Origin of the sequence: Pseudomonas sp. BCA17, assembly GCF_004519405.1 — a bacterium.
Taxonomy (GTDB): domain Bacteria; phylum Pseudomonadota; class Gammaproteobacteria; order Pseudomonadales; family Pseudomonadaceae; genus Aquipseudomonas.
Map to the genome: position 1 here is coordinate 323,171 of NZ_SGWI01000008.1, position 20,589 is coordinate 343,759.

Below are 20,589 nucleotides of genomic sequence, written 5' to 3' on the forward strand. Positions count from 1 at the left end.
AAGATGCGCCCTGTGGACGGAGGGTTCAAGGCCAACGTCCAAGTGGACGTTGGCCCTGTAAGCCCTGTATCAGCCGCGGTGACGACCACGGAAATAGTTGATCAGGCCCTGGGTCGAAGCGTCCTCGGCCGAGGTCTCTTCGGTGCCGGTCAGGCGGTTGTACACGCCTTTGCCCAACTCTTTGCCCAGTTCCACGCCCCATTGGTCGAAGGCGTTGATGCCCCAGATCACGCTCTGCACAAACACTTTGTGTTCATACATCGCCACCAGTGCGCCCAGGCGGCGCGGGCTGATGCGTTCAACCACGATCGTGTTGCTTGGGCGGTTGCCCGGGATCACCTTGTGCGGAGCCAGCTTCTGCACTTCGGCTTCCGGAATGCCTTTCTCGCGCAATTCGGCCTCGGCTTCGCTGCGGGTTTTGCCAAGCATCAATGCCTGGCTCTGGGACAGGCAGTTGGCATACAGCCACTGATGGTGGTCGGACACCGGGTTGAAGCTGACGATCGGCACGATGAAGTCGGCCGGGATCAGTTGGGTCCCTTGGTGCAGCAACTGGTGGTAGGCGTGTTGACCGTTGCAGCCTACGCCACCCCAGATCACCGGGCCGGTATCGGTCGACACCGGTGTGCCGTCCTGGCGCACGCTCTTGCCGTTGGATTCCATGTCCAACTGTTGCAAGTGTTTGGTGATGTTACGCAGGTAGTGGTCGTACGGCAGGATCGCATGGCTCTGCGCACCCCAGAAGTTGCCGTACCACACGCCCAGCAAGCCCAGCAGCACCGGCATGTTGGCTTCGAACGGCGCGTTCTGGAAATGCTGGTCCATGGTGTAGGCGCCGGACAGCAGTTCCTTGAAGTTGGACATGCCGATGGCCAGGGCGATTGGCAAGCCGATGGCCGACCACAGCGAGTAACGGCCGCCGACCCAGTCCCACATCGGGAAGATGTTTTCTTCGCGGATACCGAAAGCCACGGCTGCGGCGTTGTTGCTCGACACGGCGATGAAGTGACGGTACAGCTCGGCTTCCGAACCGCCCTGGGCCAGGTACCAGGCGCGGGCGGCCTGGGCGTTTTTCAGGGTTTCAAGGGTGTTGAAGGATTTCGACGAAACGATGAACAACGTGGTCTCGGCACGCAGCTTCATGGTCAGCTCGTGGAACTCGCTGCCGTCGATGTTCGCCAGGTAATGGCAGCGCACGCCTTTATGGGCGTAGGACAACAGCGCTTCGGAGACCAGCTCCGGGCCGAGGAACGAGCCGCCGATGCCGATGTTCACCACGTCGGTGATGGGCTTCTCGGTGTAGCCACGCCACAGGCCGTCGTGAATACGGCCGACCAGGTCAGTGATCTGGTTCAGCACCTTGTGCACGTCCGGCATGATATTCACGCCATTGACCGACAATTTGTCGCCCACCGGGCGGCGCAGCGCGGTGTGCAGGGCAGGACGGCCTTCGGACGAGTTGACCGGCTCACCGGCGTACAGCGCGTTGATCGCATCCTTGAGGCCGACTTCGTTGGCCAGGCCCACCAGCAGATCACGGGTTTCGCGGGTGATCAGGTTTTTCGAGTAATCGAGGAAAAGCCCGCAGCTGCTCAACGTGAATTGGGAAAAGCGCTGGGGATCGGCATTGAATGCCTCGCGCATGCTGAAATCCTGCATGGCTTGGCGATGTTGATTGAGCGCTTGCCAGGCGGGCAGAGCGGTAACGTCATGGGGAGTGCGGTAGTACGCCATCGCTGCGGGTTTCCTTTTTATTACGGGGACTGCCTTTAGGACACTTCAAAGTCCGGAACGTCCTGTCTTTGATCAAGTGGCCGATGCCGGACAGCGCTAACCAATAGCGCAGGGCGATTACATTAAACCTAGCGTGTCGATATGTCTTGGCTTTGTCTGCGCTGTAGCCGGTACTTTTTTATACCGGCACAGCGGGGAGGGCAACTGAAGGTATTCAGTTGAGGGTCAAATGCAGGTTGTCGATCAGGCGGGTGGCGCCCAGGTAGGCAGCTACCAGAATCACCACATCGCGATCCTCGGCCGTGGCTGGACGCAGATTCACGCCGTGGCGTACTTCAAGGTAGTCCATGCGCAGACCTGCGGCTTCGATCTGCCGCACCTGTTCGGCACGCAGCTTGGCGAAGTCGTGGTCACCGGCTTTGATCGACGCGGCAATCTGGCTGAGGCTGCGATAAAGCACCGGGGCAATAGCGCGCTGCTCGTCGGTGAGATAACCGTTGCGCGAAGACAGCGCGAGGCCATCTTCGGCACGCACGGTGGGCTCGCCGATGATCTGGATCGGCATGTTCAGGTCATGGACCATGGCACGGATCACGGCCAACTGCTGGTAGTCCTTCTGACCAAATACGGCCATGTCCGGCTGGACCATGTTGAACAGCTTGCTGACAACCGTCGCCACACCTTCGAAATGCCCGGGCCGGCTGGCGCCGCACAGGCCTTCGGACAACTGGGGGACGCTGACGCGGGTCTGACCCGTCATGCCGCCTGGGTACATTTCCTCGACGGTAGGCGCAAACAGCAGGTTGCAGCCGGCTTGCAGCAGCTTTTCCTGATCGGCGGCGAGGGTGCGCGGGTATTTGTCCAAATCTTCGCCGGCGCCGAATTGCAGCGGGTTGACGAAAATACTCGCGACCACGAAGTCCGACTGCTGGGCGGCCTTGGTTACCAGGGTGGCATGGCCGCTGTGCAAGTTCCCCATGGTCGGCACAAAGCCGATGCGCTTGCCGGCGCTGCGGGCATGAGTCACGGCGGCCCGCAGTTCACGTACGGTCTTTACAGTGTTCATGCAGAGAATCCGTGTTCGGCGCCTGGGAAAGTGACAGCTTTGACTTCGCTGACGTAAGCGCTCAATGCTGCATGGATACTGTCCTGGCCGGCCATGAAATTTTTGACGAACTTTGGCACATGGCCACTTATGGACAGGCCAAGCATGTCGTGCACCACCAGCACCTGGCCGTCGGTCGCGGACCCGGCACCAATGCCGATCACCGGCACTTTGACGGCTTGGGTGATTTCTGCGGCGAGTTCGCTTGGCACGCATTCCAGCAGGATCATCGCCGCGCCGGCCTGTTCCAGGGCAATGGCATCGGCGCGCATCTGGCGCGCCTGGGCTTCATTGCGGCCTTGTACCTTGTAGCCGCCGAGGATATTCACCGACTGCGGCGTCAGGCCCATGTGTGCACACACCGGAACGCCACGCTCAGCCAGCAGGCGGATCGAGTCGGCGAGCCATACGGCGCCCTCGATCTTGACCATATGCGCACCGGCTTGCATCAGTTTGCCGGCGTTCTGGAAGGTCTGCTCGGTGGTGGCGTAACCCATGAACGGCAAGTCGGCGATGATGAACGCACCGTCATTACCGCGCTTGACGCTGGCGGTATGGTAGGCGAGTTCATCGGTGGTAACAGGCAGTGTGCTGTCATTCCCTTGAAGAACCATGCCCAGGGAGTCGCCTACCAACAGCACCTCGACCCCGGCCTGGCAACTGGCGTGGGCGAAGGTGGCGTCGTAGCAGGTGAGCATGGTGATTTTTTCACCCTTGAGCTTGAGGCTCTGCAAGGTGGTCAGGGTAATGCTTGGCATGAAAAGGGTCCTCGTTCAGGCGCTTGGAAACAGCGAGTAACGCGCGTGAGTCTTCGTTTATACAGGCGCACTGTCTTGAGAGCAGTGCTTATATGGCCTGGATTGCGCCCTTCAGTGCCGGGTTGGCGGCAGCTGGACGCCTATAGTCGTGAGGAGGACACGGGAAGTCAATTGGATGTGTTACCGCATTGTTACGAGTGGGGTGTTACCCGTGTTACTGATGCGATTCAGCCGCAGCCAGGCGTTCCAGGCCGACAAACGGGCAGGCTTCAAGCAAGGTGCCGAGTCGCCGACCGTCAGGCAGTTGCAGGTCCGCGGGTGCCAACTCGGCCAAGGGGTAGAGCACGAACGGCCGCAACTGCATCTGATAGTGCGGCACCTTCAGGCGAGGTTCGTCGATCAGGCGATCGCCAAACAACAGAATGTCCAGGTCCAGGGTGCGCGGGCCCCAACGTTCCAGGCGCTCGCGGCCCTGGTCGTTCTCGATGGCTTGCAGCGCATCGAGCAGCTCCAGTGGCGCCAGGCTGCTGTCCAGGGCCGCAACCGCATTGGTGTAGCGCGGCTGGCCCGGGAGCAGGGAGTCACTTTGATAGAACGCCGATACGCCTGCGAGGGTCGTGCCGGGTAACAGCGCCAACGCCTGGACGGCGTTGCGCAGTTGCTGTTGCGGGGCAGCGAGGTTACTGCCCATGCCAATGTAGATCCGCTCCACGTTTATTCGCCTGAAGCGTCGGCGCCGCTGCGCTTGCGTTTAGTACCGCTGCGGCGACGTTTTTTCGGGCCTTCTCCCTCGCCTTTGCTGCCGAGGTCGCGAATCATGTCGCGGCGCTGGCTGTCATTGGCGTCCTGATAGTCAGTCCACCATTCGCCCAAGCCGTCGGTCTGTTCGCCAGCGCTTTCGCGCAGCAACAGGAAGTCGTAGCCCGCACGGAAACGTGGGTTGTCCAGCAGCAGGTCGGCGCGTTTGCCGCTGCGGCGCGGCAGGCGCTCCTGCATGTCCCAGATCTCGCGGATCGGCATGGTGAAGCGTTTCGGGATGGCGATGCGCTGGCACTGCTCGGCGATCAGTTCATGAGCGGCTTCCTGCATGGCAGGAATCGGCGGCATGCCTCGGTCCTGCAGGCGTAATACGCGTTTGGGCAGGGCAGGCCACAGCAGGGCGGCAAACAGGAACGCCGGAGTCACCGGTTTGTTCTGCTTGATGCGCAGGTCGGTGTTGATCAGCGCTTCGCTGATCAGTGTGTGGGTGTATGTCGGGTTGTATTCCAAGGCCTCGGCGCTGGCCGGGAACAGTGGATCGAACAACTGGAGGTCGACGAGCATTTCAAACGTATCGGCGGCGTAGCCCGAGAGGAACAGCTTGAGTACTTCTTCGAACAGGCGCGCGGAAGGAATCTCGCGCAACATCGGCGCCAGCTCGCGAATTGGCGCGGCGGTGTGCTTCTCGATACCGAAGTTCAGCTTGGCGGCAAACCGCACCGCTCGCAGCATACGTACCGGGTCTTCCTGGTAGCGCTGAACCGGATCGCCGATCAGGCGAATCAGGTTGTTGCGAATGTCGTGTACGCCATTGGCGTAATCGAGAATGCGCTCGCTGACCGGATCGTAATACAGGGCGTTGATGGTGAAGTCGCGGCGTTGCGCGTCTTCTTCTAGGGTGCCATAGACGTTATCCCGCAGAATGCGCCCGCTCTCGTTGCGGGAAGACTGGTTGGTGTCTTCTTCCTCATCGTTTTGCGGGTGATTGGCGCGGAACGTCGCGACCTCGATGATCTCGCGACCAAAGTGGATGTGCACCAGTTTAAAGCGGCGGCCAATGATTCGCGCATTGCGAAACTCGGCGCGCACTTGCTCAGGCGTGGCGCTGGTGGCGACGTCGAAGTCCTTGGGCGTGATATTGAGCAGCATGTCGCGCACGCACCCGCCCACCAGATACGCCTGGTAGCCGGCGTTCTGTAAACGTTCGACGATGTTCACTGCATAACGGCTGAATTGAGCGCGCTGCAGCGAATGCTGGCTGCTATTGAGCACTTCAGGCGTGCTGCGTTTGTGTTGCGTACGACGCAAGGGAGAACGGAATGACTGGAACAACTTCTTCAGCATGGGATGCACTGTTTGAAGGAATGTTCGGCCATAACGAAGAATGACCGCATGATGGGCGGGGATTCTAGCATTTAGTCGGGGGATGGTGTAGGAACAAGCTGCGGCCTTGCGCCATTAGCTTTAAATCGTCAAATCGCTCAATCGAAATGCCAGAAACTACAAGGGGAGCCGAAGCTCCCCCAGAAGTAGTTGCGTGCTCTATTTTTATTATTGGTTTCGGGCTTCTTGTTTTTGTTGATCGCCCTCGCCAGGAAGCTTCACCTTCCTGACACTCCCAATCGGGAGCCAAGAGCAAACGGATTGCTTTGGTCGCTGTGTTGCTGATCTATGATCCAACCAGTTCAGGCTCTGCCTTAGGGCAGTTTTTGTTGTTCTCGGCCTGGTTGCGGGGCAAGCCCCAAATGCAACGCCTCTCCAAAAGAATCAGTTAGCTGCGCCTCCGCCGTGTTGTTTTTGTTATGCGTGAGTCGATTCGTCTTATTTTTATTGTCTTGTACAAAGCTTGTTATTGTTTTTGTACTAAGCATATAGCAGGGTGCGTGCCAACTTTTGCACCGCCCAGCAAAACCGGGGGGATGGCGGGTTTCGGAGGTTTTTCCGGGCGAAAAAAAGCCGGGGCTTCGTTACCGTAAGCCCCGGCTTTTGTTACGTAAAAATTCTGAGGTAACAGTTTTTTCACATCTGAGGGTGTTACCCGCAGGCACGCACCTCAACTTTCGCTGGCTACCCCGGTCTTGCGCCGTGGAATGCCCAGTCGTTGGCGCCGTTCCCACAGGCACTTACGGCTGACGCCCAGCTTGCGAGCCAGCTCGGTCTCAGTCATGTGGTCCTGATGCTCAAGGACGAAATGCTGGAAGTAGTCTTCCAGTGACAAATCTTCCGTCGGCTCATGGCTGGTATTGCTACCGCCGCCCTGTTGTGGCGCCAGCTCGAGGAAGTCGTCATCTTCCAGATCACTGAGCTCGATATCGATGCCCAGCAGCTCAGCGGAAATTTCCGGGCTTTCCGACAGAATCACCGCACGCTCCACCGCGTTTTCCAGCTCGCGCACGTTACCTGGCCACGAGTAATGCCGAATCGCCTGTTCGGCGTCCGCGGCAAACTTCAGGTCAGTACGGTTGATGCGCGCACTTTGGCGCAGCAGGAACGCGTTGGCGATCTCGTTGACGTCGGCACCACGCTCGCGTAGCGCCGGCAGCTTGAGGGCGATAACGTGCAGGCGGTAGTACAAGTCTTCGCGGAACTGGCCGATCTTGGCCAGGCTCTTGAGGTCACGGTGAGTGGCTGCAATCAGCCTCACGTCGACCTTCTGTGATTGCACCGAGCCTACACGACGAATCTCGCCTTCCTGCAGTACCCGCAGCAATCGCGCTTGGGCTTCCAGGGGCAGTTCGCCGATTTCGTCGAGGAACAGGGTGCCGCCGTCCGCTGCTTCCACCAGGCCAGCACGCCCGGCGCTGGCACCGGTGAACGCGCCTTTTTCGTGGCCGAACAATTCGGACTCGATCAGGGATTCGGGGATCGCCGCACAGTTCACCGAAATCATCGGTGCCTTGGCGCGCTTGGACAGGTTGTGCAGCGCACGGGCCACCAGTTCTTTACCGGTGCCCGATTCGCCCTGGATCAACACATTGGAGTCGGTAGGCGCGACTTTGCGGATCTTGCTGTAAAGATCCTGCATCGGTGGGCACGAGCCAATGATGCCGATCTCGCCATTACTGTTGTCGACCCCAGGTTTTTCCGCGCCGTTGGCGGCTTTGCCGGCGGGACGCTGTTCGGTCGGTGCGCTGCCAGCCGACTGATGGTCACGCAGGATGCGGGCCACGGCCTGGAGCATCTCGTCGTGATCGAAGGGCTTGGCGATGTAGTCCACCGCGCCCATCTTCATGGAGTCGACCGCCGAACGCAGGCTGGCATAGCTGGTCATAATCAGCACCGGAGTGCCCTGGCCCAGCTTGATCAGCTCGGTACCCGGTGCGCCCGGCAGGCGCAGGTCGCTGACAATCAGGTCGAACGTGGGAATAGTGAACCGCTCTTGCGCTTCCTGCACCGAGCCGGCTTCGCTGACCTGATACTGATTACGTTCAAGCAGGCGACGCAAGGCAGAGCGGATAATGGTTTCGTCTTCGACGATCAAAATGTGCGGCATTGATTCAATTCTCTCGACGGTCTCAGTTCACAGCGGACGTCGCTTCGACATGACGCGGCAAGGTCACCCGGATACGGGTGCCGCGTTGGCTTTCGGTGTCAGCCGGGCTGTCGATGGTGATTTGTCCATAATGCTCTTCAACGATGGAATAGACCAGTGCAAGGCCCAGACCGGTACCTTCACCTGGGTCCTTGGTGGTGAAGAAAGGTTCGAACAATCGGTCCATGATGTTCTGTGGAATGCCGCTGCCTTCGTCTTCCACGATCAGATCGATCGTATGCTCGAAAGCCTCGCTCTTGACACGTACCGCGCTGCCGGCCGGTGATGCGTCACGGGCATTGGACAGCAGGTTGATCAGCACCTGCGCCAAGCGTTGGGAGTCGCCGTCGACCCAGTGATCGGGGTCGCATAGATTGAAGAACTGTACCTCGAAATTGCGCCGGTTCAAGGCCAGCAGCCCAATGGCATCCTGCGCCACTTCGGCCAGGCACACGGCTTCATCCTGGTTCTGATGAGCCCCTGAGTGAGCGAAGCTCATCAGCGACTGCACGATGCGCGAAACACGTTTGGTCTGTTCGAGGATTTGCCCGCTGATCTCGGTGATTTCACCGTCTTCCTCGCGCTCCTCCCGCAGGTTCTGCGCCAGGCAGGCGATACCGGTGATCGGGTTGCCGATTTCGTGGGCCACACCCGCCGCCAGTCGGCCGATGCTGGCCAGGCGCTCGGAGTGCACCAGCTTGTCTTCGAGCATCTGTGTTTCGGTCAGGTCTTCCACCAGCAGCACCAGGCCGCTGTTGCCGGGGGCGAGGGGTTCGTCAATCGCCGCTTTGTGCAGGTTGAGCCAGCGGGTCTGGCCGTCGAGCGCCAGGTGCTGCTTGTGCAAGTGCTCGTCGGGCAGGTCGATGAAACCTTGCAGCAGTTCTTTCCACGGCTCGCCCAGGGTATTCAAGCGCGAACCCACCACCCGTTGGGCGGCGATGCCGGTGAGTTCTTCCATGGCTTTGTTCCACATCAGGATTTCCTGATCCTTGGCCAGAGAGCACACGCCCATCGGCAGCTCCTGCAGGGTCTGGCGGTGGTAGCGACGCAGCGCATCGAGTTCAGCAGCGAGGCCGGTGAGGCGTGAGTGGTAATCCTCCAGTCGGCTCTCGATGAAGTGAATGTCTTCGGTGACGTAGTTTTCACCGCCTGCCTTGTAGGGCAGGAACGTTTCTACCATGTCTTGTGACACGCTCGGCCCCATGAGGCCGGAGAGGTTGGCTTCGATACGGTCACGCAGGCGGCGCAGCGCATAGGGACGGCGCTCGTCAAACGGCAGGTAGAGATCGCGCAACGCCTGTTCGACTTCTTTCTGTGCCGCCTTGGCACCCAGGGGCTTGGCCAGTTGCGTGGCGAACTCCTGGGGTGAGGCGGCGTGCAGCTCGCGGCGTTGCGGGCGGCGCACGTTGTCGACTGCGCAGGCCTCGGCGGCACTGGTTTCTTCGGGGCTGGCGTTGGTGAACAGTGAGATCAGGGTGAACATCAGCACGTTGGCGGCCAGGGATGCGATCGCCGCCATGTGCCAACTGGTGTCGTCCAGCACGTAAATCATGTTCAGCAGCGGAATGTAGAACCCCTGGAGGTTGCCGACCAATGGCAACAACATGGTGACGATCCACACCAGAATGCCTGCCAGCAACCCGGCGATAAAGCCACGGCGATTGGCCGTCGGCCAGTACAGCACCGACAACACGCCCGGCAGGAACTGCAAGGTAGCGACGAACGCGACGATCCCGAGGTTGGCCAGGTCTTGGCCGGCGCCCAACAGCAGGTAGAAACCATAGCCGGCCATGATGATGGCCACGATCAGTGCGCGGCGCGTCCATTTCAGCCAGCGGTAGATATTGCCTTCGGCGGGCGGCTGGTAGAGCGGCAGTACCAGATGGTTGAGCGCCATCCCCGAGAGGGCCAGGGTGGTGACGATGATCAGACCGCTGGCCGCCGATAAACCGCCAACGTAGGCGAGTAGCGCCAGGGCCGGGTTATTCGCGGCGATACCGACGCCGAGGGTGAAGTATTCCGGATTGGTGGTGGCCCCCAGTTTCAGGCCGGCCCACAGGATCAGCGGTACCGCCAGGCTCATCAGCAACAGGAACAGCGGCAAGCCCCAACTGGCACTGACCAGAGAGCGCGGGTTGAGGTTCTCGGTGAAGGTCATGTGGTACATGTGCGGCATCACGATCGCCGAAGCGAAGAACACCAGCAGCAGGGTGCGCCACGGTCCTTCCTGCAAGGGTGTGTGCAGGGCGGCGAGGGCGGTCTGGTTTTGCAGCAGCCACAGTTCCAGCTGTTGCGGCCCGTCGAACACGCCATACAGCGCATAGAGGCCGACGCCGCCGATGGCGATCAGCTTGATGACTGACTCAAAGGCAATCGCGAATACCAGGCCTTCATGTTTTTCACGGGCGGCGATATGGCGCGAGCCGAAGAAAATCGTGAACAGGGTGATCAGCGCGCAGAAGGCCAGGGCAACTCGATGCTGCACCGGCTCGCGGGTCAGGATGCTGATGGAGTCGGCCACCGCCTGGATTTGCAAGGCCAGTAAGGGCAGGACGCCTATCAGCATGAAAATGGTGGTCAGCGCGCCGGCCCAGGTGCTGCGAAAGCGGAAGGCAAACAGGTCTGCCAGGGATGACAACTGATAGGTACGGGTGATTTTCAGGATCGGGTACAGCAACACGGGCGCCAGCAGGAAAGCGCCGGAAACCCCGAGGTAGCTGGAGAGGAAGCCATAACCGTACTGATAGGCCAGGCCCACGGTGCCGTAGAATGCCCAGGCGCTGGCATAGACGCCCAGGGACAGGGTGTAAGTCAGCGGATGGCGAATGATCGCCCGCGGAATCATTCCGCGCTCACTGATCCAGGCGACGCCGAACAACGCCGCCAGGTAGGCGGCGCTGATCAACAGCATCTGGGTGAGGCTAAAGCTCATCGGCATCTTTTTGGCTCTGCAGGATGAAAGTCACGACGATCAGGATCAGCCACAGCAGATAAGGGCGGTACCAGGCGCCCGTGGCGTCGATCCACCAATCCATGATGGCGGGGGAAAACAGGTAGATCCCGACGACCAGCAGCAGGACCAATCGATAGATGTACATGTTGGCCTCTGAGTGAAAACGTGCGGCGATGGTAACGGATGGCTGGCAAGCTGCAAGCGCCTTCAGCTCAATTGCGCTTCGGCCAGCGTGAGTGTGCGCGGGATCCTTGCAGCGTCCCAGTGTGCAATGCCCCAATCCAGCAGCTCCCGGGGGCTGGCGTGAAGCAGTTCGTCGCCCGGTTGCTGGCCAAGGGCACGCAAGGCTCTCAATAGCAAAGGCGTGGCCTGATCGGGTGCCAACGGCGGGGAACGGTAGGATTTGCCCAGCTTGTTACCGTCCGGCTGGATGATCAGCGGCACATGCAGGTAGCGCGGTTGACGCAGGCCCAGCAACTCTTGCAGATACAGCTGGCGCGGTGTGGAGTCGAGCAGGTCGGCGCCGCGCACGATATCGGTTACACCTTGCCAGGCGTCGTCGAGCACCACGGCCAATTGGTAGGCATACAGGCCGTCGCGGCGACGGATGATGAAGTCGCCTACGTCGCGACCCAGGTGTTGTCGGAATTCGCCTTGTACACGGTCGGTAAAGTGGTATTCCAGTTCTGGAACACGCAAACGGATAGCGGCGTCCTGCTGATCGTGACCCGCATTGCGGCACAAGCCTGGGTAAATCCCGTTGTAGGTTTCCAGCTGTTTACGTGAGCAGGTGCAGGCGTACGCCAAGCCATGGTTGAACATATCATTCAGCACTTTGGCGTAAGCATCATGCCGCTCGCTTTGTCGGACCAGTTCGCCATCCCATTCAAAACCGTAGCTTTCCAGGGCATGCAGAATCGCCGCCTGGGCGCCGGGCTCTTCACGCGGGGGGTCGAGATCTTCCATGCGCATCAGCCAGCGGCCATGGTTGGCGCGAGCATCGAGGTAGGAGGCGAGGGCTGCAACCAGGGAGCCAAAATGCAAATGGCCGCTGGGCGTGGGGGCGAAGCGCCCGATATAGGTAGAGGCTGTCATGGGCCTGATATTACTGGAAAGTCGGTAAAGCCCAGAAACAAAAATGGAGCGTTCGCACGCTCCATTCGTTCAGCCCGGCAGGAATTACTTGCCGACCTGTTTTTCCTTGATTTCAGCCAAGGTCTTGCAGTCTACGCAGAGGTCCGCAGTAGGGCGAGCTTCCAGGCGGCGAATACCGATCTCGACGCCGCAGGATTCGCACCAGCCATATTCCTCGTCTTCGATCAGTTGCAGGGTCTTGTCGATTTTCTTGATGAGCTTGCGTTCGCGATCACGGGCGCGCAGCTCGAGGGCGAATTCCTCTTCCTGGCTGGCACGGTCGGCCGGGTCCGGGAAGTTGGCTGCTTCGTCCTTCATGTGGTCAACCGTACGGTCGACTTCCTGCATCAAGTCCTGCTTCCACTTCTTCAGGATATTGGAGAAGTGCTTGCGCATGGGCTCGCTCATGTACTCCTCACCTTTTGTCTCAACATAAGGTGTGAAGCCGCTGAGGGCTGAGGATTGTTGTTGCTTTGCTTGGGTGGACATGAATAGACCGCCTCTCACTCTTCTAATCCATTGCGCAGGATTGCAACGTCACCGACACCTGCCGGCCCTGCGGCTGCAAGCGGGCGAACTTACCAGATAGATTCAGGGTGCGCCACTCCCGGTTGTCGAGGCCCATCGCACGGGGGCAAATAGCAGCAGCCCGCCGTGACTGGGTGTGAATCGTCTCGAATATTGATTTTAGTCCTTTTGTGCGCGTGTGCCCGCACCGTTCAAGTGGCCGAGCAGGCAATAGAACATGTTTTACCGCGTGGGTTCGGTAGAATCCAAATTTTGTCCTCACGTTTAAGGAAGGCTCATGGCTCAGCCCTATAGTGCGCGCAGTCGCGCCATCGAACCCTTTCATGTCATGGCGTTGCTGGCGCGAGCCAATGAACTGCAAGCGGCGGGTCATGATGTGATTCATCTGGAGATCGGCGAGCCGGACTTCACCACGGCCGAGCCCATCATCCAGGCGGGCCAGGCAGCGTTGGCCAACGGCAAGACCCGCTACACCGCGGCGCGTGGGTTGCCTGAGTTGCGCGAGGCCATCAGCGGTTTCTATCAGCAGCGCTACGGGTTGAGTGTCGATCCTGAGCGCATCCTGATTACGCCCGGTGGCTCCGGTGCCTTGTTACTGGCGAGCAGCTTGCTGGTGGACCCCGGCAAGCACTGGCTGCTGGCGGACCCCGGCTACCCCTGTAACCGGCATTTCCTGCGCCTGGTGGAAGGCGCGGCGCAACTGGTGCCGGTGGGCCCGGAGGTGCGTTACCAATTGAATGCCGATCTGGTTGAAAAGTATTGGGATCACGACAGCGTTGGTGCATTGGTGGCGTCGCCTGCCAACCCTACCGGTACGATTCTCACACGCGATGAATTGGCCGGGTTGTCGAGTGCGATCAGGGCGCGTAAGGGCCACCTGGTAGTGGACGAGATCTATCACGGCCTTACTTACGGCACCGACGCCGCCAGCGTCCTGGAAGTCGACGACGATGCCTTTGTGCTGAACAGTTTTTCGAAGTATTTCGGCATGACCGGCTGGCGCCTGGGTTGGCTGGTAGCACCGCCCGCTGCTGTCGGGGAACTGGAGAAACTGGCGCAAAACCTCTACATCAGCGCGCCAAGTATGGCTCAACATGCGGCACTGGCCTGCTTTACCCCGCAAACCCTGGGAATTCTGGAGGAGCGCCGCGCGGAGTTTGGTCGTCGTCGGGACTTTCTGCTGCCTGCTTTGCGCGACTTGGGCTTCGGCATTGCAGTAGAGCCTGAGGGCGCTTTCTACTTGTATGCCGATATCCGCGCGTTCGGCGGTGATGCCTTCGCATTCTGCCGTCATTTCCTCGAAACGGAGCATGTCGCCTTTACGCCCGGGCTGGATTTTGGACGCTATCAAGCCAGTCACCATGTGCGTTTTGCCTACACGCAAAACCTTGATCGGCTGCAAGAGGCGGTAGAACGGATTGCCCGTGGGCTGCGGAGTTGGCAAGGCTGATGCGCTTTCATCCTCCTCTGGAACAAGGGCGGCTGATTCGCCGCTACAAGCGCTTTCTCACCGATATTGAAACGGTTACCGGCGAGTTGCTGACCATTCACTGCCCGAACACCGGGTCGATGCTCAATTGCATGCTGGAGGGTGGGCAAGTCTGGTTCAGCCGCTCCGACGACCCCAAGCGCAAGCTGCCGGGCACCTGGGAGATCGCCGAAACGCCCCAAGGCCGACTGGCATGCGTCAACACGGCGCGCGCCAATCAGTTGGTAGAAGAAGCCCTGCACGCCGGGGTGATCATCGAGCTCAACGGCTTTAATGCGTTGAAGCGCGAAGTGCCCTACGGCCAGGAAAAAAGCCGCATCGACTTTCGCCTGGAATATCCCCATGGCGCAGCCTATGTGGAGGTGAAAAGCGTCACCCTGGGGTTTGACGGCTCGGCGGTAGCGGCTTTTCCCGACGCAGTGACCCAGCGCGGCGCCAAGCATTTGCGTGAGCTGGCGCACTTGGCGCGTGCCGGTGTGCGGGCGGTGCAGTTGTATTGCGTCAATCTCTCCGGGATCGAGGCGGTGCGGCCGGCGGTGGAGATTGATGCCGGTTATGCCGCTGCGCTGCGTGAGGCCAAGGCCGCCGGTGTGGAGGTCCTGGCCTATGGTGTGCGAGTGACGCCTGAGGAAATTTACGTCGACCGTCGGTTGGATGTGGTGCTGGGCGACTAGAGTTCAACCCACAAGCCTTGTTCGTCTTCGCGGCCGTGCAGTGGCGTGAGGCTTTGGCCGGCACAGGGGCCGGCGATGCATTCGCCGCTCTCGATCAGAAACAGCGCGCCGTGGGTGGCGCACTGGATCAGGCTGGCGCTGGGGTCCAGGAACTGGTCGGGCTGCCACTCCAGTGGAATGCCGCGATGGGGGCAACGGTTGATATAGAAGTAGGCAACGCCGTCCCGGCGCACGGCCAATAGTTTGCAACCGTCGATTTCAAAGCCACGGCTGCTGTCGGGCGCGAGCATGTCGGAGGGGCAGAGAAACTTCATTTCAATCCTTAAGTGCCTTGACGTTCAAATGCAAACAATTATCAAATGCCCGCTTCGCCCGTCGGCTGACCGGGTGCTTCATACGATGTAAGGCGGGCGTTATCTGTCACATCAATGAGCGCTTGAGTGGCCCTGCCCTTGGAAGGAAACCCTGTTATGCGCCTGAGTACCAGCGCTATTGCGCTTGTTGCTTCACTGCTGGTCAACCACGGGGCACAAGCCTCTGAACAGCCACAACGCTGGGTCAGTGCCGGTGGGGCGTTGTCGGAATGGGTGACGGCCTTGGGCGCGGAGTCTAAGTTGGTGGGGGTCGACACCACCAGCCAGCACCCGGCGTCGCTCAAGGCGTTACCGAGTATTGGTTACCAGCGGCAATTGTCGGCTGAAGGCATTCTCAGCCTGCGCCCGCAAATCCTCGTCGGTACCGAAGAAATGGGGCCGCCGCCTGTGCTGGCGCAGATTCGTGGTGCCGGTGTGCAGGTGGAAATGTTCTCGGCCCAGCCGGATTTGCCGGCCTTGAAAGGCAACCTGCAGCACTTGGGCAAATTGCTGGGAAGTGAAGCCAAGGCGAACGAACTGTTTACCGGGTATGAGCACGCCCTTGAGCAGCAGAAGCAGTGGGTCGCCAAAGCGCAGGCTACGCAAAAGGTGCCGGGTGTGCTGCTGTTGCTGGGCCACGCGGGTGGCAAGCCGCTGATTGCGGGTAAAGACACGGCCGCCGATTGGATAGTGCAGCAGGCGGGTGGCCATAACCTGGCGACCCACACCGGTTACAAACCGTTTTCGGTCGAGTCGCTGGCGGGGTTGAGCCCTGACGTGTTGGTATTTGCCGACCGCGCTTTGACCGGCGATGCGGCGCGTGCGGCCCTGTTCAAAGAGAACCCGATCCTGGCTTCAACCCCGGCGGCCAAGCAGGGGCGAGTGTTTGAGTTGGACCCGACCCTGCTGGTTGGTGGCCTCGGGCCGCGTTTGCCGAAAAGCCTGGTTGAGTTGTCTGCCGGGTTCTATCCACTCCAGGCCACACCAGCCCCATGACCACATTGGTAAAACCGAAGACGCTGTTTATCGGGTTGTCGCTGTTATGTGTCTTGGCAATCTGGCTTTCGTTGGCACTGGGGCCTGTCAGCCTGCCCTTGCTGGATACGCTCAAAGCTGCGTTGCGCTTGATGGGCTTGCCGATTGAAGCGCGAGGCCTGGAGCAGGCCGAATTGATTCTGGGGCAAATCCGTCTTCCGCGCACGTTGCTGGGCTTGGCGGTGGGCGGTGTGTTGGCGCTGTCGGGTGTGGCGATGCAGGGCCTGTTTCGCAACCCGTTGGCTGATCCCGGGCTGGTCGGGGTGTCCAGCGGCGCTGCGCTGGGAGCGGCGATTGCGATTGTCGGTGGTTCGTTTTTTGGCGGATTGCCGGATGCCTTCGGCCCCTATTTGTTGTCACTGTGTGCATTTCTTGGTGGTTTGGGTGTTACCGCGCTGGTCTACCGGTTGGGGCGCCGCAATGGCCAGACAAATGTCGCGACGATGTTGCTGGCCGGCATTGCGCTCACGGCCCTCGGCAGTTCGGCGGTGGGCCTGTTCACCTATCTGGCGGACGACGCTACTTTGCGCACCCTGACTTTCTGGAACCTGGGCAGTCTCAATGGCGCCAGCTATTCGCGGTTATGGCCATTGCTGCTAGTGAGCGCGGGTGTGGCACTTTGGTTGCCACGCCGGGCCAATGCGTTGAATGCACTGTTATTGGGTGAGTCCGAGGCCAATCACTTGGGCATTGATGTCGAAGGGCTCAAGCGCGAGCTGGTGTTCTGCACAGCGCTGGGGGTGGGCGCTGCGGTAGCGGCGGCGGGGATGATCGGATTTGTCGGCCTGGTGGTGCCGCATTTGGTGCGGTTGCTGGCAGGTCCGGACCATCGGGTGCTGTTGCCGGCGTCTGTGCTGGCCGGCGCAAGCCTGTTGTTGTTTGCGGACTTGGTGGCGCGCCTGGCCCTTGCACCTGCTGAGCTGCCGATCGGTATCGTGACCGCGTTCATTGGCGCGCCGTTCTTTCTCTATCTGTTATTGCGGGGGCGCGCCTGATGCTACGTGTGGAAGGGCTGCAGATTCGGCGCGGTCACAAGGTTGTGTTGACGGATATCACGCTGGATCTGTTGCCAGGCGAAGTGCTCGGTGTGCTCGGGCCTAACGGTGCCGGCAAAAGTACCTTGCTCGGTGCGTTGTGCGGGGAGTTGCATCCGGACCAGGGCAATGTATGGCTGGCTCAACAGGCGTTGGCGCATTGGAGCGGCCCGCAACGTGCCCGGTGCCTGGCGGTATTACCGCAGACGTCGACCCTGGATTTTGCTTTTCGTGTCGAAGAGGTCGTCGGCATGGGCCGCTTGCCCCATCAGACAGGGAAGGCGCGTGATGAGGAAATCATCGCCGCTGCCTTGCATGCGGCGGATGTCGGGCATTTGAGTGGTCGCAGCTATTTGGCTTTGTCCGGCGGCGAACGCCAACGTGTGCACCTGGCACGGGGGCTGGCGCAGCTATGGCCGGGCGAAGCGGGTCAAACCTTGCTGCTGGATGAGCCGACATCAATGCTGGATCCTCTGCATCAACACACGACGTTGCAGGCTATTCGTCGTTTTGCCGACCAAGGGGCCGCGGTATTGGTGATTCTGCATGACCTGAACCTGGCGGCTCGCTACTGCGATCGTATTCTATTGCTGGAAAACGGCCGCCCACATGCCCTGGACACGCCGTCGAAGGTGTTTCAGCCGGACTTGCTCAAGGCCGTGTTTGGTTTGGATGTGCTGGTTCAACCGCATCCGGAACTCGGGCATCCGTTGATTATTGCGCGCTGAGCGCAGCTTTACGGGCAGCTTTTTATAGGCAAAAAAAGACCCGGCAAGAGCCGGGTCAAATAACCGTGATTAGCCTGATGAGGAGATAATCTGAGAGTCCGAACCAAGGGTCTTTCAGTTTATCGGCTGATCTCGCGACCAGTTGTGATAATCATAACGATTCTCATTTGTGAGTCAATAGTTGTTTTTGCAGCTTTCCGAGTTTTCTCAAAAAATGTCTGGAATGCCTGTAAATACTGGGCTTCGTGGCAGTTCTAATTCTTCTGACGCGCTGAAATTGCATCCAGCTGACGGTTCAACGCCTCTTTGCGCTCTGCGGGAATGTCGTTCCAGTGCACATCCATCAGTGCGCCTTCAATGGCATACAGCAGCACTTTCGATGCCCGGAAACCGCGGGTCCGCACGGCTCGGTAGGCATCAACCGCGCCCAGGCGGCGCAAGTCCGAAGCGCTATGGATACCCACCGCATGCAGCCATTGCGCTGACGTCTTGCCAAGGTTTTTCAGGTGTTGCAGCTCATCGTTCATCAAGCCTCCTTGCGACGGCCGAATGGTGCGGTGGGTATCGTGACCAGGCAAACCTGAAAAGGAGTGTAGCGCTCAGTAGGAAAAGCGTAGTTCTTTGGGCGGAAACGGCTGAAAAGCTATAAGAGTGACACCGCATTTTCAGCGACAGGCAGGCGAGCAATGGCCGACACGCTTGAGGGCGTGCCGGGGGCGCAGAAGGCGGGTTTACTTGGTGCGGTAACGAAGCCGGGTGCCGAAATTGACGGACATCAGGATCTCATCGGCGGTCAATTCGGGTGGAAAGTAGGTTCCGGAGATCTGCGCATGGGCCAGGCTGGCGCCTTCCAGCGAGCAGTCGCGTAAATCCAGGCCGCGCAGGTCGGCTGAGCGGAAATAGGCATCGGTGAAGTCCACGCCCGTGGCATCCAGTTCGCGCAGGTCCAGCCCTCGAAAGTCACCGCCGCGCAGGTTGATGACACCATCTTTAGGGCGCTCATGGTTAAAGCCACGAATGTCGTCTTTGTGCAGGAGCGCGTAGAGCGGAGTATCAAGCAGTTTGGGCTGACCCATGATGGCGACTCCTGGTGGAATTATGACGCCATTATAGTGCCACTATTTCTTGGCCGTGCGCTGCAGTTCAGTGACACGGCCAAGAAATATTTCTTACAGGCCGGGCAGGCGCTGACGAATGTGCGCCACGAGTGCGTCGAGAGTCCCGCTTTCATTGGTCTCTACGCGTTTGCTCAGGAGCAGCTCCTCGGCCGTCAGGGCGTCGCGGTGGGCTTGCTGCTCTTCAATAACGGTGAGCGTCGCGTCAGAAGGATCGTTTTTGTCTGCCTGACGTTGCGCCAACCAGCTGGTGATAACGGCTTGTGGTGCATTGCAGTCCAGAATCAGGAAAGGCGCCCCCGTGGCCTCGGCTATCTTGGCTGCTGCGTCACGCTGCTCGCGCTTCAGGAAGGTGGCGTCCAGCACCACCGGGAAGCCAGCACGCAGCACCGTGTCGGCAATTTCGTTCAGGCGCGCGTAAGTCACAGCGCTGGCATCTTGGCTATAGATTCCGGCCTGCGGGGTATTCTCGATCTGCTGCTCACCAAACAGGCGCTTGCGCTCAACATCCGAGCGCAGGCGTATGGCACCCAACGCTTCAACAAGGCGCATGGCGACGTGGCTTTTGCCCACGGCCGATACTCCGTGGGTAATTGCCAGGAAGCGCGAAGGAATGGTGCTGTAGCTTTCCGCCAGGTTGGCATAGTTACGATACTGGCGCAGGGTGGTGGCGCGTTGCACGGGGTCGGCTTCGCTCGGCATGCTGAACAGTGCAACCTTGGCGCGTACCAATGCCCGGTAGGCTTTATAGAAATTCAGTACCTCAAGGCCCTGATAATCGCCGGTCAATTCCAGATACTGGCTGATAAAGCGTCGCGCCAGGGATTTGAGGCCGCGGTCTTCCAGGTCCATGGCCAGGAAGGCAGTGTCGGCGTACACATCGGTGAAGCGGAACGGCTCGTTGAATTCGATGCAGTCGAAGATCACGACTTTGCCATTGATCAAGGTGGCGTTACCCAAATGGATATCACCGTGGCATTCGCGGGTGAACCCATCGCGCTTGCGTTGTGCCAGCAGTGGTTTGAGGCGTTCGAAGCTGCTTTCGGCCCAGGCTTGCAGCGCTTCCAATTGAACCAGGTCGGCCTTGTCACTGAGGAACGGGCGGATTTGTTCGAAGTTTTGGCGTACCGGTGCCATCACTTCGTCCGGGGTGCCGGCAGGGTGGTCTTGTGGAACCTTCGGCGCATTGAGGTGGAAGTGCGCGATTTGCTTGGCCATTTCATCGATGTGCGTGCTGGTCAGCTCGCCGTTCGCCTGCAAGGTGCTGAGCATCTGGCTTTGCGGGAACTGGCGCATTTTCAACGCGTACTCGATCACTGGGCCTTCGCCGCCGATTTGCGGGGCTTCGGCGGTACCCGTGATAGGTAACACCTCAAGATACAAATCTTCAGTCAGGCGCTGGTTCAGGCGCAATTCTTCACGACAGAAGTGGCCGCGATCATCCAGGCTGGTGAAGTCCAGGAAGCCGAAGTTCATCGGTTTCTTCAGTTTATAAGCATAAGAGCCAGTCAGTATCACCCAGGAAATATGGGTCTCGATGACTTGAAACGCTTCAACCGGGTGAGGGTATAAAGCCGGGTTTTGCAGGGCAGCGATCAGGGACTGGCTCACGGGCGATCCTTCAAAGTCTGGGAGAAATCATGGCGGGCATTATGGCC

At 59.7% G+C, this 20,589-nt stretch carries 19 protein-coding genes; 5 read left to right on the top strand and 14 right to left on the bottom strand.

All coding sequences use genetic code 11. The features are described from left to right. Nucleotides 1–69: 69 nt before the first annotated feature. The 10 genes from pgi to dksA all read right to left on the bottom strand — a co-directional run bounded on the left by pgi (nt 70) and on the right by dksA (nt 12,464). Nucleotides 70–1,734, bottom strand: a complete 1,665-nt coding sequence (gene pgi, locus EXW71_RS25990) for a glucose-6-phosphate isomerase (protein ID WP_123715861.1) — start codon at nt 1,732–1,734, stop codon at nt 70–72. Between the two features lie 214 nt (nt 1,735–1,948). Further along, nucleotides 1,949–2,800 (bottom strand): pantoate--beta-alanine ligase, encoded by an 852-nt coding sequence (panC, locus tag EXW71_RS25995; protein WP_134660620.1) that lies wholly within the window; start codon nt 2,798–2,800, stop codon nt 1,949–1,951. After that, nucleotides 2,797–3,597, bottom strand: a complete 801-nt coding sequence (gene panB, locus EXW71_RS26000; RefSeq protein WP_134660621.1) for a 3-methyl-2-oxobutanoate hydroxymethyltransferase — start codon at nt 3,595–3,597, stop codon at nt 2,797–2,799. The genes panC and panB overlap by 4 nt, the downstream gene beginning before the upstream one ends. Nucleotides 3,598–3,811: 214 nt before the next feature. Continuing rightward, complete coding sequence (folK, locus tag EXW71_RS26005; RefSeq protein WP_134660622.1) at nt 3,812–4,309, bottom strand: 2-amino-4-hydroxy-6-hydroxymethyldihydropteridine diphosphokinase; 498 nt, start codon at nt 4,307–4,309, stop codon at nt 3,812–3,814. Between the two features lie 2 nt (nt 4,310–4,311). Beyond that, on the bottom strand, nt 4,312–5,700 hold the full coding sequence (locus EXW71_RS26010; protein WP_123715865.1) for a polynucleotide adenylyltransferase PcnB: 1,389 nt from the start codon (nt 5,698–5,700) through the stop codon (nt 4,312–4,314). A gap of 709 nt (nt 5,701–6,409) precedes the next feature. Beyond that, nucleotides 6,410–7,849, bottom strand: coding sequence for a sigma-54 dependent transcriptional regulator (locus EXW71_RS26015; protein WP_134660623.1), 1,440 nt, complete (start codon nt 7,847–7,849; stop codon nt 6,410–6,412). A 22-nt stretch (nt 7,850–7,871) separates the two neighbouring features. After that, nucleotides 7,872–10,826, bottom strand: coding sequence for a sensor histidine kinase (locus tag EXW71_RS26020; RefSeq protein ID WP_167659704.1), 2,955 nt, complete (start codon nt 10,824–10,826; stop codon nt 7,872–7,874). After that, nucleotides 10,810–10,986, bottom strand: coding sequence for a hypothetical protein (locus tag EXW71_RS26025; RefSeq protein ID WP_003176118.1), 177 nt, complete (start codon nt 10,984–10,986; stop codon nt 10,810–10,812). Before EXW71_RS26025 ends, EXW71_RS26020 begins: the two co-directional genes overlap by 17 nt. A 62-nt stretch (nt 10,987–11,048) precedes the next feature. After that, nucleotides 11,049–11,936 (bottom strand): tRNA glutamyl-Q(34) synthetase GluQRS, encoded by an 888-nt coding sequence (gene gluQRS, locus EXW71_RS26030; protein WP_123715868.1) that lies wholly within the window; start codon nt 11,934–11,936, stop codon nt 11,049–11,051. Nucleotides 11,937–12,020: 84 nt separating this feature from the next. Beyond that, nucleotides 12,021–12,464 (bottom strand): RNA polymerase-binding protein DksA, encoded by a 444-nt coding sequence (dksA, locus tag EXW71_RS26035; protein WP_123715869.1) that lies wholly within the window; start codon nt 12,462–12,464, stop codon nt 12,021–12,023. A gap of 316 nt (nt 12,465–12,780) precedes the next feature. On the opposite strand from dksA, the gene EXW71_RS26040 reads away from it, so the two are divergent. Beyond that, the gene (locus EXW71_RS26040) at nt 12,781–13,953 is read left to right on the top strand and encodes a pyridoxal phosphate-dependent aminotransferase (RefSeq protein WP_134660624.1); all 1,173 of its coding nucleotides are present in this window, start codon (nt 12,781–12,783) and stop codon (nt 13,951–13,953) included. Then, entirely contained in the window at nt 13,953–14,666 is a 714-nt protein-coding gene (sfsA, locus tag EXW71_RS26045; protein WP_134660625.1) for a DNA/RNA nuclease SfsA, read from the top strand. Before EXW71_RS26040 ends, sfsA begins: the two co-directional genes overlap by 1 nt. Here the strand turns inward: sfsA and EXW71_RS26050 are convergent. Beyond that, nucleotides 14,663–14,980: a Rieske 2Fe-2S domain-containing protein gene (locus EXW71_RS26050; RefSeq protein ID WP_134660626.1), complete on the bottom strand. Its 318-nt coding sequence runs from the start codon at nt 14,978–14,980 to the stop codon at nt 14,663–14,665. The two genes, sfsA and EXW71_RS26050, sit on opposite strands and share 4 nt — an antisense overlap. 156 nt (nt 14,981–15,136) lie before the next feature. On the opposite strand from EXW71_RS26050, the gene EXW71_RS26055 reads away from it, so the two are divergent. From EXW71_RS26055 to EXW71_RS26065, 3 genes are read left to right on the top strand one after another with little or no spacing between them, the layout of a single operon-like run. Further along, complete coding sequence (locus tag EXW71_RS26055) at nt 15,137–16,015, top strand: hemin ABC transporter substrate-binding protein (protein WP_134660627.1); 879 nt, start codon at nt 15,137–15,139, stop codon at nt 16,013–16,015. After that, on the top strand, nt 16,012–17,049 hold the full coding sequence (locus EXW71_RS26060; RefSeq protein WP_134660628.1) for an iron ABC transporter permease: 1,038 nt from the start codon (nt 16,012–16,014) through the stop codon (nt 17,047–17,049). The genes EXW71_RS26055 and EXW71_RS26060 overlap by 4 nt, the downstream gene beginning before the upstream one ends. Next, nucleotides 17,049–17,816 (top strand): heme ABC transporter ATP-binding protein, encoded by a 768-nt coding sequence (locus tag EXW71_RS26065; protein WP_134660629.1) that lies wholly within the window; start codon nt 17,049–17,051, stop codon nt 17,814–17,816. Before EXW71_RS26060 ends, EXW71_RS26065 begins: the two co-directional genes overlap by 1 nt. 254 nt (nt 17,817–18,070) lie before the next feature. On the opposite strand, the gene EXW71_RS26070 is transcribed toward EXW71_RS26065, so the two are convergent. From EXW71_RS26070 to EXW71_RS26080, 3 genes are all read right to left on the bottom strand, one after another. After that, the gene (locus EXW71_RS26070; protein ID WP_010562703.1) at nt 18,071–18,343 is read right to left on the bottom strand and encodes a TfoX/Sxy family protein; all 273 of its coding nucleotides are present in this window, start codon (nt 18,341–18,343) and stop codon (nt 18,071–18,073) included. Between the two features lie 204 nt (nt 18,344–18,547). Beyond that, nucleotides 18,548–18,892, bottom strand: coding sequence for a pentapeptide repeat-containing protein (locus EXW71_RS26075; RefSeq protein WP_123715876.1), 345 nt, complete (start codon nt 18,890–18,892; stop codon nt 18,548–18,550). A gap of 93 nt (nt 18,893–18,985) precedes the next feature. Further along, nucleotides 18,986–20,542: a bifunctional aminoglycoside phosphotransferase/ATP-binding protein gene (locus EXW71_RS26080; protein ID WP_134660630.1), complete on the bottom strand. Its 1,557-nt coding sequence runs from the start codon at nt 20,540–20,542 to the stop codon at nt 18,986–18,988. Between the last annotated feature and the right edge of the window lie 47 nt (nt 20,543–20,589).

Excerpts from the sequence above, each read along its gene's own strand:
- pgi (WP_123715861.1), bottom strand. The coding sequence starts at position 1,734 with ATGGCGTACTACCGCACTCCCCATGACGTTACCGCTCTGCCCGCCTGG.
- panC (WP_134660620.1), bottom strand. The coding sequence starts at position 2,800 with ATGAACACTGTAAAGACCGTACGTGAACTGCGGGCCGCCGTGACTCAT.
- panB (WP_134660621.1), bottom strand. The coding sequence starts at position 3,597 with ATGCCAAGCATTACCCTGACCACCTTGCAGAGCCTCAAGCTCAAGGGT.
- EXW71_RS26010 (WP_123715865.1), bottom strand. The coding sequence starts at position 5,700 with ATGCTGAAGAAGTTGTTCCAGTCATTCCGTTCTCCCTTGCGTCGTACG.
- EXW71_RS26015 (WP_134660623.1), bottom strand. The coding sequence starts at position 7,849 with ATGCCGCACATTTTGATCGTCGAAGACGAAACCATTATCCGCTCTGCC.
- EXW71_RS26020 (WP_167659704.1), bottom strand. The coding sequence starts at position 10,826 with ATGCCGATGAGCTTTAGCCTCACCCAGATGCTGTTGATCAGCGCCGCC.
- EXW71_RS26025 (WP_003176118.1), bottom strand. The coding sequence starts at position 10,986 with ATGTACATCTATCGATTGGTCCTGCTGCTGGTCGTCGGGATCTACCTG.
- gluQRS (WP_123715868.1), bottom strand. The coding sequence starts at position 11,936 with ATGACAGCCTCTACCTATATCGGGCGCTTCGCCCCCACGCCCAGCGGC.
- dksA (WP_123715869.1), bottom strand. The coding sequence starts at position 12,464 with ATGTCCACCCAAGCAAAGCAACAACAATCCTCAGCCCTCAGCGGCTTC.
- EXW71_RS26040 (WP_134660624.1), top strand. The coding sequence starts at position 12,781 with ATGGCTCAGCCCTATAGTGCGCGCAGTCGCGCCATCGAACCCTTTCAT.
- sfsA (WP_134660625.1), top strand. The coding sequence starts at position 13,953 with ATGCGCTTTCATCCTCCTCTGGAACAAGGGCGGCTGATTCGCCGCTAC.
- EXW71_RS26050 (WP_134660626.1), bottom strand. The coding sequence starts at position 14,980 with ATGAAGTTTCTCTGCCCCTCCGACATGCTCGCGCCCGACAGCAGCCGT.
- EXW71_RS26055 (WP_134660627.1), top strand. The coding sequence starts at position 15,137 with ATGCGCCTGAGTACCAGCGCTATTGCGCTTGTTGCTTCACTGCTGGTC.
- EXW71_RS26060 (WP_134660628.1), top strand. The coding sequence starts at position 16,012 with ATGACCACATTGGTAAAACCGAAGACGCTGTTTATCGGGTTGTCGCTG.
- EXW71_RS26065 (WP_134660629.1), top strand. The coding sequence starts at position 17,049 with ATGCTACGTGTGGAAGGGCTGCAGATTCGGCGCGGTCACAAGGTTGTG.
- EXW71_RS26070 (WP_010562703.1), bottom strand. The coding sequence starts at position 18,343 with ATGAACGATGAGCTGCAACACCTGAAAAACCTTGGCAAGACGTCAGCG.
- EXW71_RS26075 (WP_123715876.1), bottom strand. The coding sequence starts at position 18,892 with ATGGGTCAGCCCAAACTGCTTGATACTCCGCTCTACGCGCTCCTGCAC.